Annotated in this window: 12 protein-coding genes; 7 read left to right on the top strand and 5 right to left on the bottom strand. The window is 67.2% G+C overall.

What is annotated here, in order from left to right; translation table 11 throughout:
- Positions 1-283 precede the first annotated feature (283 nt).
- Positions 284-736, top strand: a complete 453-nt coding sequence (locus GGR33_RS00460) for a c-type cytochrome, methanol metabolism-related (protein WP_425488721.1) — start codon at positions 284-286, stop codon at positions 734-736.
- 218 nt (positions 737-954) lie between these two features.
- Here GGR33_RS00460 and GGR33_RS00455 read toward each other — a convergent pair whose 3' ends face one another.
- Complete coding sequence (locus GGR33_RS00455) at positions 955-1668, bottom strand: SIR2 family NAD-dependent protein deacylase (protein WP_183501408.1); 714 nt, start codon at positions 1666-1668, stop codon at positions 955-957.
- 163 nt (positions 1669-1831) lie between these two features.
- On the opposite strand from GGR33_RS00455, the gene GGR33_RS00450 reads away from it, so the two are divergent.
- Both GGR33_RS00450 and GGR33_RS00445 read left to right on the top strand, forming a co-directional pair.
- Entirely contained in the window at positions 1832-2836 is a 1005-nt protein-coding gene (locus GGR33_RS00450; protein ID WP_183501406.1) for an SPFH domain-containing protein, read from the top strand.
- Positions 2833-3261 (top strand): NfeD family protein, encoded by a 429-nt coding sequence (locus tag GGR33_RS00445; RefSeq protein ID WP_183501405.1) that lies wholly within the window; start codon positions 2833-2835, stop codon positions 3259-3261. The genes GGR33_RS00450 and GGR33_RS00445 overlap by 4 nt, the downstream gene beginning before the upstream one ends.
- A 29-nt stretch (positions 3262-3290) precedes the next feature.
- Here GGR33_RS00445 and GGR33_RS00440 read toward each other — a convergent pair whose 3' ends face one another.
- Positions 3291-3746, bottom strand: coding sequence for a cyclic nucleotide-binding domain-containing protein (locus GGR33_RS00440; RefSeq protein WP_183501403.1), 456 nt, complete (start codon positions 3744-3746; stop codon positions 3291-3293).
- Between the two features lie 171 nt (positions 3747-3917).
- Entirely contained in the window at positions 3918-4604 is a 687-nt protein-coding gene (locus GGR33_RS00435) for a response regulator transcription factor (protein ID WP_183501401.1), read from the bottom strand.
- Between the two features lie 335 nt (positions 4605-4939).
- On the opposite strand from GGR33_RS00435, the gene GGR33_RS00430 reads away from it, so the two are divergent.
- Both GGR33_RS00430 and GGR33_RS00425 read left to right on the top strand, forming a co-directional pair.
- Entirely contained in the window at positions 4940-5476 is a 537-nt protein-coding gene (locus GGR33_RS00430) for a L,D-transpeptidase family protein (RefSeq protein ID WP_183501399.1), read from the top strand.
- A 229-nt stretch (positions 5477-5705) separates the two neighbouring features.
- Positions 5706-6137, top strand: a complete 432-nt coding sequence (locus tag GGR33_RS00425) for a MarR family winged helix-turn-helix transcriptional regulator (RefSeq protein ID WP_284211107.1) — start codon at positions 5706-5708, stop codon at positions 6135-6137.
- Positions 6138-6152: 15 nt separating this feature from the next.
- Here the strand turns inward: GGR33_RS00425 and GGR33_RS00420 are convergent, their stop codons facing one another.
- Positions 6153-6878, bottom strand: a complete 726-nt coding sequence (locus tag GGR33_RS00420) for a YggS family pyridoxal phosphate-dependent enzyme (RefSeq protein WP_183501397.1) — start codon at positions 6876-6878, stop codon at positions 6153-6155.
- 23 nt (positions 6879-6901) lie between these two features.
- The gene (locus GGR33_RS00415) at positions 6902-7714 is read right to left on the bottom strand and encodes an SDR family NAD(P)-dependent oxidoreductase (RefSeq protein ID WP_183501395.1); all 813 of its coding nucleotides are present in this window, start codon (positions 7712-7714) and stop codon (positions 6902-6904) included.
- Positions 7715-7818: 104 nt separating this feature from the next.
- Here GGR33_RS00415 and GGR33_RS00410 point away from each other — a divergent pair, with 104 nt between their 5' ends.
- The gene (locus GGR33_RS00410) at positions 7819-8874 is read left to right on the top strand and encodes a DUF1963 domain-containing protein (RefSeq protein WP_183501394.1); all 1056 of its coding nucleotides are present in this window, start codon (positions 7819-7821) and stop codon (positions 8872-8874) included.
- Positions 8875-8973: 99 nt separating this feature from the next.
- A complete protein-coding gene (leuS, locus tag GGR33_RS00405) occupies positions 8974-11565 on the top strand; it encodes a leucine--tRNA ligase (RefSeq protein ID WP_183501392.1) in 2592 nt (863 codons plus the stop codon).
- Positions 11566-11701 lie beyond the last annotated feature (136 nt).

The raw sequence follows: 11701 nt of genomic DNA, 5'->3' as shown, positions 1-11701 counted from the left end.
TGCAGGCCACGGCTTGGGTGACGCCGCCGGGTTGCGCTCAGCGAGAGAGGCGTGACGTTTCGCACATGGCAGGACTGCGCGGGATTGAAGGTCGCATCCTGGAACCATTCCAGGCAATCGGCGTCGTCCCGATCGCAACCCTGCGGCACTGTCGTCAGGGACTACGAACGGAGCCGAAACCGTGCAGAACCGTCCAGCAGCGCTGCTTCTCGCAGCATCTACGACGCTTGCCTTGATGGCATTTCCCGCGTCTGCAGCTCCGAACTCCGCAGATGCCGCGTCCTTGAAGAGCGACGGCCCGACCCAGCCGGCCAAGGTCGAAGACGGCCGCTACACCGACAAAGACGGCAATCCGACCTACCACGTCACGGAAGGTGGCAAGAAGGTCGATTGGCCGACCATGTCGGGCTACCTGCGCTACAATTCGAACTGCATCGTCTGTCACGGTCCGGATGGAGCCGGTTCGACCTATGCGCCCTCGCTCGTGGATGCGCTCAAGACCGACGATTTCTCGACCTTCTCCGGCATCGTCGCGGGTGGAAAGAAGGACGTCAGCTCGTCGCAGAATCTCGTGATGCCGGCCTTCGCCGACAACAAGAACGTGATGTGCTACCTCACCGACATCTACACCTATCTGCGGGGTCGTTCGGACGGCGTCATCGGTCGCGGACGCCCGGCCGAGCACGAGCCGAAATCCGAGAGCTTCAAGAAGGCCGAAAACGAGTGCATGGGCTAAGGCCCGTCGCGGCCCGGGCCGATGCCTGCTCCCGAGGGGGCGGCCACGTCACCGGCGCTCTCGATTGCGACTGGGGCCTCCTCGTCCAACACGGGACGTGATCCCCGCTATCGCGACGCTCTGCTGCAGGACGGCTTGGAACCGGGTGCGACCTGAGTCTGGGTCTTCGTCATTCCGGGTTTGCCTTCGGCACCCTGGGATGACGGAAGCGCGTTGGCTCACCTTCCAAGGAGCCATGCGATGAACTCCGGCACCACCACGCTCGCCGGCCCATACCGAGCCTCGTCGAAATGCGCGGCGTTGTCGGAGGGCTCCAGGTTCAGCTCGCAGGTGCGGATGCCGAGGGCGCGGGCCTGGGCGACGTAGCCGGCCGCCGGATAGACCGCTCCAGACGTGCCGATGGCGACGAACAGGTCGGCCTCCCGCAGGGCCGCGTCGATGGCTTCGAGATGCTTCGGCATCTCGCCGAACCAGACGATGTCCGGCCGCATCCCACTGGCTCGGCCGCAGGCGGGGCAGGGCGTGGCGACGGAAAGGTCGTCGCGCCAGGGCGTAACCGCCTCACAGGCGAGGCAACGCGCTTTCAGGATCTCGCCATGCATGTGCGTCACGGCGCGGCTGCCCGCTCGCTCGTGCAGGTCATCGACGTTCTGCGTGCAGAGGAAGAGGGTCGCGCCGCGTTCCTGCAGGCGGCTTTCGAGCCGAGCCAAGGCCTCGTGCGCAGCGTTGGGCGTGGCTGCGACCACGCCGCTGCGGCGCAGGTTATAGAATTCGTGGACCAGCGCGGGATCGCGGGCGAAGGCCTCGGGTGTGGCGAGTGCCATCGGGTCGAAGCGGCTCCAGATCCCGCCGCGATCCTGGAAGGTGCCGAGCCCGCTCTCCGCCGAGACGCCGGCTCCGGTCAGCACGAACACCCGTTGTGCGGAGGTCATGGGACACGCCTTTCGTCAGGATGGAAGCAACGCCGTTGCCACCCGAAATCACCCTATGCCGGGCTTCGACGACAGTCTTCGCACAGGTGCGCGGCGTTACTTTCAACTGACACGGGAGACGCCATACACTGAAGCTCGTTCGCGGAATCAGTCGAGGGCCTGCATGACCATTTCGATCGGGGTGAGCGCCGTCGCGATCGCTTTCGCGCTGCTTGTCATCGTGACGCTGGCGATCGGCATCCGCACGATCCCGCAAGGCTTCGTCCACACCGTGGAGCGCTTCGGACGCTACAACCGCTCCCTGCAATCCGGGCTCGGACTGATCATTCCCTACATCGAGCGCGTCGGCCGGCGGGTGAACGTGATGGAGCAGGTCGTCGAGGTGCCGAGCCAGGAGGCCTTCACCCGCGACAATGCCGGGGTGCGGATCGACGCGGTGGTGTTCTACCAAGTGCTCGACGCGGCTCGCGCTTCCTACGAGATCTCGAACCTCGAAACGGCGCTGCTGACGCTGACCATGACCAACATCCGCACCGTGGTTGGCTCGATGGATCTCGACCAGCTGCTCTCGCATCGCGACGAGATCAACGACCGCCTGCTCAAGGTGCTCGACGCGGCCGGCGCGCCCTGGGGCGTCAAGATGAACCGCGTCGAGATCAAGGACATCCTGCCGCCGGCCGACCTCGCCGGCTCGATGGCCCGCCAGATGAAGGCCGAACGCGAAAAGCGCGCCTCGGTGCTGGAGGCCGAGGGCCAGCGGCAGGCGGAGATCCTGCGCGCGGAAGGCCGCAAGCAATCGGCCATTCTCGAAGCCGAGGGCCGCAAGGAAGCCGCTTTCCGCGATGCCGAGGCGCGCGAGCGCTCCGCGGAAGCCGAGGCCAAGGCCACCGGCATGGTCAGCGAGGCGATCTCCAAGGGTGACATCGCCGCCGCGAACTTCCTGGTGGCCGAGAAATACGTCGAGGCAGTCAAGGCCATCGCCACGGCGCCGAATCAGCGGGTCGTGGTGGTGCCGATCGAGGCGGCGGCGCTCGCCGGCACGCTGGGCGGCATTGCCGAGATCACGCGCAGCGTCTTCGGTGACGGTGGGACCGGGCAGGGCACTCGCAGCGCCGGCCTGCCGCCGCGGGTCGGCACGCCTGCGATCAAGCCCACCACGGCGCCATGAGCGACCTCTCCGCCATCGATCCGGCCTGGGGCTGGATTCTCGCCGGGCTCCTATTGATGGGCGGCGAGTTGCTGCTGCCCGGCATCTTTCTGGTCTGGCTCGGCCTTGCCGCCTTCGTCACGGGGCTCGTCGAGGCGGGTGTGGACCTGCCTTGGCAGGCGCAACTGCCGCTCTTCGCGCTGCTCTCGGCCATTACGGTGACGATCGCGACTCGGCTCAACCACGCCGAGGTCCCGCTGCTGAATCGCGGCGTGCGCGGGCTGGTTGGCCGCGAGGTCGTGCTGGAGACCCCCATCGTCGCGGGCCGCGGCGGCATGCGTCTCGACGATACGCTCTGGCGTATCTCCGGGCCGGACATGCCGGCGGGAACACGGGTCCGCGTGACGGGTGCCGAAGGAACCATTCTGACGGTGGTGGGCGTCTGACGGCCGCGCCGGCGAAAGCGCGTGGGCGCTTACCGCGCCTTGGTGTCCGTCAGCCTCGCCCGCACCGTCTCCAACCCGCGGCTGAGTTCGCCGAGGTCATCGGCCAGCCAGTCGTAGATCGCGGTGGCGGCATCCGGGAATTCTTTCAGCACGCGGGTCATGAGCTGCGTGGTGATCCGCATGAGCTCGACGCTGGACGTCGCGACGGCGTCGGTCGGACGTTTTCCCTTGGCGAACAAGGCCGTGCGGCCGATCAGGGCGGAGCGGCCGGCCAGGACCGGTGTGCCGCCCGGGCCCTTGAGTTCGACCGTCCCCGACAGGACGATGAACCCGCCATCGGCCTTGTCGCCGCGCTCGAACAAGCGTTCACCAGGCTCGAGCAGGACGCGCTCGCCGGCAAAGGTCAGCAGTCGAAGCGCGCCGGAATCGAAGAACTCGAACACGGGTGCGGCGGCGAGGATCGCGATTTCGTCGTCGAGCCCCAATGCGCGCCCATCCTCCGGCCGGTTCCTGCTGCAGAACGTCCCTTAGCCGAAGCGCGCCGGGTCGCGAAACACGAGCCGCCCGCGCGTGACGCCGGGTCGTCCGCCATGCTCGCGAAACACTATCGCCGAGACCTTAATCCGGCGTTGACCATACCCGGAACGGGCAGGGCGCTACGGCAGCAGCTTGTAGCCGCCGGCCTCGGTGATCAGGATCGCGGCGGCGGCCGGATTCGGCTCGATCTTCTGGCGCAGCCGGTAGATGTGAGTCTCCAGCGTATGCGTGGTGACGTGGGCGTTGTAGCCCCAGACCTCGGCGAGCAGCGTATCGCGGCCCACCACCTCGCGGCCGGCGCGGTAGAGATAGCGCAGGATCGCGGTCTCTTTCTCGGTGAGCTTCAGCTTCGAGCCGCGCTCGCCGACCAGCAGCTTCGCGCCGGGCCGGAACGTGTAGGGACCGATGCGGAAGATTGCGTCTTCGCTCGCCTGGTGCTGGCGCAACTGCGCGCGGATGCGGGCGAGCAGCACCGCGAACTTGAAGGGCTTGGTGACGTAGTCGTTGGCGCCGGCTTCCAGCCCCTCGACGGTGTCGCTCTCGGAATCCTGCGCGGTGAGCATGATGATCGGCCCGCGAAACCCCTCGCGCCGCATCACCCGCACACCCTCGCGGCCATCCATGTCGGGCAGGCCGACATCCATCACGACGAGATCGATCCGGTCCTGTGCGACGAGATCGATGGCACCCTGCGCCGTCGCGGCGCCACTGGCGGCGAATTCCTCGTAGAGGTCGAGTTCTTCTGTAAGCGTCTCCCGTAGGGCATCGTCGTCGTCGCAGACGAGGAGACGGAGGGTATTGGCCATCGGAAGCAGAACTCCCGCGCAAAACATGCGCGTCGGCGCCCGACCGCTCGACGATCGGGACCGGGTGCGTCGGACAAGGGGTGTGTGGCGACGAGATTGCCCCATCCGGACGCCACGAGCACCGCGGGCCGCCCTGGACGGACGAGCCCGAGGGCCAACCTAATCCGAATTTCTTATCATGGAATAAGCAACGCTTCGTTTTTGCAGCGTTTTCGGGCGATTGTCACCGTCTTGCCAAGCTTCCCGGTCGGAGCGGTTCCCGGCTCGGGCTGTGTCGGGCTAGGACTCGGCCGATCGAGGCGGCGGCGATCCGCATTCGGGGGGTGACGACGACGATGAAGCGGGTGACGATTCCTGTGCTGAGGGTCCGCCCGCTCGTCGGCGATAGGACCCGCGGGCATCTCATCGTTGGGTCCTCCGTGATTCCCTGCGCGCTCGGCCGCTCGGGAATCGTCCAGGTCAAGCGCGAGGGGGATGGCGGCTCGCCGCGCGGCACCTTTCGCCTCCGCGGCGGAGCCTACCGGCCCGACCATCTCCGGATACGTCCGCGAACCGCCCTGCCTCTGCGCGCGACGCAGCCTGGCGACGGCTGGTGCGATGACCCGCTCGACCGACGCTACAACCGGCCCGTCCGCCTGCCACTGCCCGGCGTGAGTGCCGAGGAGATGTGGCGCCAGGACGGCCTTTACGATCTGGTGATCGATCTCGACTGCAATCGCGGACCGATCCGTCCCGGCCGCGGCTCGGCGATCTTCATGCATGTCGCGCGGCCGGGTTACCGGCCGACCGAGGGCTGCGTCGCCCTGGCCCGGCCCGATCTGGCGAGACTGCTTCGCCGTCTCGGACCGCGCACGGTATTGACGATCATCTGAGGAATGCCCGGTTTCCACCGCTCAATCGAAGCTCGGACCGCACATCGTCGGACACTGAAGCGAACCGTGGACGATCTGATTCTTGCGGCGCCTCGCCCAGAGACGATGACGGCGCGGGACGGCATTATGATGCCATCCGAGTGACCGATGCCTGTCACGGACTGCGCGAATGTGCTACCGCACCGATGCCTAAGCGGAGCGATGAGTCCGCGATTGAGGATGGTCCGCAGTGTCGAAGCAAGCTCACACGGCGCCGCCCTGCCATTGCTTGGCGATGCGTCAGGCCTCGCGACAGGTCACGCAACTCTACGACCAGCATTTCGGGCCGACGGGCCTGCGCATTACCCAGTACTCGGTGCTGCGCGTCATCAAGCGCTGCGAACTGATCACCATGCAGCGTCTAGCCGACGCGATGGTCATGGACCGCACGACGCTGAGCCGCGCCCTGCGCCCCTTAGAGCGCGACGGCCTCGTGAGCGTGGCGCCGGGTCTCGACGCCCGCACGCGGATGCTGTCCCTCACGCAGGCCGGTCACGATCTCCTCGAAGAACTGATGCCGACCTGGAACCGTGCCCAGGCCGAGTTCGAGACGCGCTTCGGTGCGGCGGAAACGCAGGACCTGCGCGGGCTGCTGTCGCGCGTCGTCAGCCAGACGGCCTGAGGCGAGCTGCGGCGTTCAACTCTTCTTCGCTCGCGCTCCGAAGATGGCCGTGCCGACGCGGACATGTGTCGCGCCCATCTGGATCGCAGCAGGGTAGTCCGCGCTCATGCCCATCGACAGGATCGGCAGACGGTGCCGGTCGGCGATGCGGGCCAGCAGAGCAAAATGCGGTGAGGGCGGGTCCTCTGCCGGGGGGATGCACATCAGCCCCTGGATCGTCAGGCCATGGGTGTCGCGGCACTCGGCGAGCAAGGTGTGGACGGCATCGGGCGTGACGCCGGCCTTCTGCGCCTCGTCGCCGGTATTGACCTGGATCAGCAGCTTCGGCTGACGGCCGACCCGCTCGCTCTCCTTGGCGATCGCCGCGGCGAGCGACAGGCGATCGAGGGAGTGGATCACCTCGAACAGCTCGACGGCCTCGCGCGCCTTGTTCGACTGGAGCGGGCCGACGAAGTGAAGCTCGACATCCGGGAAGCGTTCCTTGAGAGCGGGCCACTTGGCCTTGGCCTCCTGGACGTAGTTCTCGCCGAAAAGCCGCTGGCCGGCTTCGAGCGCCGGTAGGATCACCTCTGCGGGTGCGGTCTTCGAAATGGCAACGAGATGCACGCCGGCCGGATCGCGCTCGTTGTCCTCGGCGGCACGGCGGATCAGCGCCCGCACCTCTTCGAGACTAGTCGCGACGTCCGCCTCGCCGATGGGCGGTGTCTCGTCGGGCGCGACAGGGGCGGGCGTTTCGGTCATCGATCCTCTCGGGCTACGAAGGGCTATTCGGGTTTCAGCGAAAAAGTCCGGTAGCGCTCGGCCGGCTCTCCCTGCCTGAATGTGCGCGCCATGGCGAGGCGAGCCTCGGTGAAGCTCTCCCAGAGCCCGAGATCGAGAAGAGAGGGGATCGTCACGGCCTCGCGCTGGTCGAAGCCGACGAGCGCCGCATCGACCATGTCGCCGACTTCCATCACCGAACCCTCGGGTTGCGCGTCGACGGATTGCCCGGAGCGCTGCCAGATTTCGGTGCGCGTCGCGGCAGGGAGCACGGCCTGCACGTAGAGCCCGCGCTCGCCGAATTCGGCCTGCAAGGATTGCGAGAAGGCCAGGATGAAAGCCTTCGTTGCGGGATAGATGCCCGGTCGCCGCTCGGGTGCGAGGGCCAGCACCGAGGCGACGTTGACGATAGCGCCCTCGCCACGTGCGAGGAAGCGATCGATGCTCGCGCCGGCGAGTCGCATCATGGCGGTGACGTTGAGCTGGACCAGGCGCTCCTGAGCATCGAGATCCGGATGCTCGAAGCCTCCACGGATGCTCGCGCCTGCATTGTTGACGAGGATGCCGATCGAATCGTCGTCCCGCAGCCGCGTCTCGACTGCGCGCAGCTGGACGCCATCGGTGAGGTCCGCCGGCACGATGTCGACGGTCACACCGGTCTCGTTGCGCAGGCGCGTGGCGAGTTCGTCGAGCCGCCCACCGTCGCGGGCCACCAGCACGAGATCGTGTCCTCGCCGGGCCAGCCGGTCGGCATAGGTCGCGCCGATTCCCGACGAGGCGCCCGTGATCAGGGCCGTGTCGATCCCATCGCTCACCATCGAAACCCTTCCCACTTGTTCGGTCAGGGACGGATATGGCTTTCACGCTTGCCTTTCCCATCCCGGCGGGTTTGCAGGGGGCGGCTCACGATGGAAGGACGCGGATGTTCGATTCGCCCGACGATGCCTATCGCCAGCTCGCCAACGCCTTTACCCGCCCGCAGGCCGAGATCATCGTCGAGGCGCTGGTGCCGACGCTGGTCTTCCAGCCGAAGGCGGACGGCGCGCTCGTCCTCGGGGGCACCCGGATCGGCGGAACGCCCGATCTCCCGCCCGGCCTCGCATGGCCGCGCCGGGCAGCGCCGGCGGATATCGAAGCCGTCGCCCGGCGCGCCAATGCCGACTCGGCCAAGGAGATCCGCGAGCATTTTCAGAAGCGTTTGCCCTATGCGTTCTTCGCGCAGGTCGACCTTGCAGAGGCCCGTGGCCAGGGAGGGGCGGCGGGAGACTTGCCCGAGACCGGACGGCTGCTGTTCTTCTACGACCTCGCCGCGGGACCCTGGGATACCGGAACGGAGGCCGTCCGGGTGATCTGGGACCAGAGCCCGCGCGAGAGCCTGACGGCGCAGGCGATGCCCGCGGATCTCGCCGCCGTGGTGGAGGCACACCGGGCCGAGATCGCGGCGATCAATGCCAAGTACAATCTTCCGAAGCCGAGGCCCGATGCGGGGACGTCCTATAGCGGTCCTGCTCGTGCGATGACCTTACGCGCGACGTTGCGCCCGCCTGCCGGCTACAGCGTCGAGATGGAAGCGAGTCCGACGCTGAAAGCCGTCTATGGCCACCAGCCGATGGGCGAGAACCCTTTCCGCGATGCCTATAACGATCGCCTCTCGCGGGCCTTCGACAAGTTTTACGGCGAGGCCAATCCGGGGCGGCGCAACCAGCTCCTCGGCTCGCCGCTCCCCGAGCAGGACGATCCGCGATACGACGCCGAGGTCGTGACACGCTTCGGAATCCAGCATCTCGATGAGGCGCAGCGTAAGGCGCATCGGGACGAGATCGTGGCTGCGGAGAAGAATTGGCGCCTGCTTCTGCAGATCGACGTCGGCGACTTCATGCAGGGTGACGGGCAGGGAACCGTCTACGTCCTGATCCGCGCCTCGGATCTCGCCGAGCGCCGTTTCGACAGGGTGGTCGCGGTCTACCAGCAGACCTGACGGTCAGGGGCCACGATTGCGCGATCCGTTGACCCAGTGCGCCACGGATATGCTAGTGCCGCCGCTCGCTTTCTTTGAGATTTCGCGGCGCTCCAGCCCATGACCAGCACTTCCGCCCCCGATCGCACGATCGAGCGCTACAACGCCAAGGATTCCGAGCCGCGCTGGCAGCAGGCCTGGAACGAGGCGCACCTCTTCGAGACGAAGAACGACGACGGCCGGCCGAAATACTACGTGCTGGAGATGTTCCCCTATCCGTCGGGGCGCATCCATGTCGGCCACGTCCGCAACTACGCGATGGGCGACGTGGTGGCGCGCTACAAGCGGGCGCGCGGCTTCAACGTGCTGCATCCGATGGGCTGGGACGCCTTCGGCCTGCCGGCCGAGAACGCGGCCATGGAGCGCAAGGTCAATCCGAGGGAGTGGACCTACGCCAACATCGCCTCGATGCGCACGCAGCTGCAGTCCATGGGCCTGTCGCTGGACTGGAGCCGGGAGATCGCGACCTGCGATCCCGACTACTACAAGCATCAGCAGCGGCTGTTCCTGGAATTCCTGGACAAGGGCCTCGTCTCGCGCCGTACCGCGAAGGTGAACTGGGACCCGGTCGATCACACCGTGCTCGCCAACGAGCAGGTCATCGACGGGCGCGGCTGGCGCTCGGGCGCGCTCGTCGAGCAGCGCGAGCTGACGCAGTGGTTCTTCCGGATTTCCCACTTCGCCGACGAGCTGCTGAGTGGGCTCGACGGGCTGGAGCGCTGGCCGGACAAGGTCCGGCTGATGCAGCGCAACTGGATCGGCCGCTCGGAAGGGCTGGAGCTACGCTTCGCGCTCACCAATCCGCCGGCCGGTGCGGAGGACGGCGTTACGGTCTTCACGACCCGGCCCGATACGTTGTTCGGCGCCCGCTTCTTGGCGATTGCCGCCGATCACCCGTTGGCGGCGGCGCTCGCCCCGTCACGCCCCGAGCTGCAGGCCTTCATCGAGGAATGCCACCGGATGGGCACGGCCCAGGCGGCGATCGATACGGCGGAAAAGCTCGGCTTCGATACGGGCCTGAAGGTGCGCCACCCGCTCGATCCGTCCTGGGAGCTGCCAGTCTACGTCGCGAATTTCGTGCTCATGGAATACGGCACGGGCGCCGTGTTCGGCTGCCCGGCCCACGACCAGCGCGACCTCGACTTTTCCAACAAATACGGGCTCGGCAACACGCCTGTGGTCTGCCCCGAGGACCAGGACCCCGCGACCTTCACGATCACCGACACCGCCTATGACGGTGATGGCCGGATGATCAATTCACGCTTCCTCGACGGCATGACGACGGAGGCGGCCTTCCAGGCCGTCGCCGACCGCCTCGAAAGTGACGGCGTCGCGAAGCGCAAGATTCAGTTCCGGCTGCGCGACTGGGGCGTCTCGCGCCAGCGCTACTGGGGCTGCCCGATTCCGATCATCCACTGCGACGCCTGCGGTCCGGTGCCGGTGCCCGTCGCCGACCTGCCGGTGAAGCTGCCGGACGAAGTCTCCTTCGACGTGCCTGGCAACCCGCTGGAGCGCGACGCCGCCTGGCGCAACGTGCCGTGTCCCAAATGCGGGGCGGCGGCGCAGCGCGAGAGCGACACCATGGACACCTTCGTGGATTCGTCCTGGTACTACGCCCGCTTCACCGCGCCCTGGCTGCAGGACGCGCCCACCGATCGCGGCGCCGTCGACCATTGGCTCGCCGTCGACCAGTATATCGGCGGCATCGAGCACGCGATCCTGCACCTGCTCTATTCGCGCTTCTTCATGCGGGCGATGCGCGAGACCGGCTGGGCTGGCGTCTCCGAGCCTTTCGCCGGCCTGTTCACGCAGGGCATGGTCGTCCACGAGACCTATAAGGATGCTGCCGGCGCCTGGGTGACCCCGGCCGAGGTGCGTCTCGACAACGAGGGCGGAAACCGCCGGGCCTTTCACATCGGAACGGGCGCCGAGATCACCATCGGCTCCATCGAGAAGATGTCGAAGTCGAAGAAGAACGTCGTCGACCCCGACGACATCATCGCGAGCTACGGCGCCGACACCGCCCGCTGGTTCGTGCTCTCCGACTCGCCGCCCGAACGCGACGTGATCTGGACCGAGGAGGGCGTGCAGGGCGCACACCGCTTCGTGCAGCGCGTCTGGCGCCTCGTGAACCTCGCGGCCGCTTCCGACGGCCAGACGCAGTCCGCTGACGCGGTCCTGCGCAAGGCGGCCCACAAGGCGCTGGCCTCGATGGAGGAGGATGTCGAGCGGCTGCGCTTCAACCGCTGCGTCGCCCACATCTACACGCTCGCCAACGCCCTCGACGAGGCGCTGCGCGCCGGCACGACGCGCAAGGCGGCGGACGAGGCGGCCGGCATCCTGGTGCAGCTCATCGCGCCGATGATGCCGCATCTCGCCGAAGAAAGCTGGCAAGCGCTCGGCCGAAAGGGGATGGTGGCGGAGGCCGCCTGGCCCGAGGTCGAGCGGGCCCTGCTCGTCGAAGACGAGATCACCCTGCCGGTGCAGATCAACGGCAAGAAGCGTGCGGACGTCACCGTGCCGACCAGCGCCGACAAGGCCGCCGTCGAGGCCATCGTGCTGGCCGACGAGGCCGTGCAGCGGGCGCTTGAAGGACGCGCACCGAAGAAGGTGATCGTGGTGCCGGGGCGGATCGTCAATCTGGTGGTGTGACGCCACTCCGCCGTCATTGCGAGGCGTAGCCGAAGCAATCCAGGGCCAACGCGCCAACGTTGCGGGTGTCGCTCTGGATTGCTTCGCTGCGCTCGCAATGACGGTCGAGCGGGCATGATCTTGCCGCAGACGAAGC

It is taken from the genome of Methylobacterium brachythecii, from assembly GCF_014196345.1.
GTDB classification, from domain to species: Bacteria; Pseudomonadota; Alphaproteobacteria; order Rhizobiales; family Beijerinckiaceae; genus Methylobacterium; species Methylobacterium brachythecii.
Note: the sequence above shows the minus strand (reverse complement) of the source record. Positions and strands in the feature narration are given on the sequence as shown.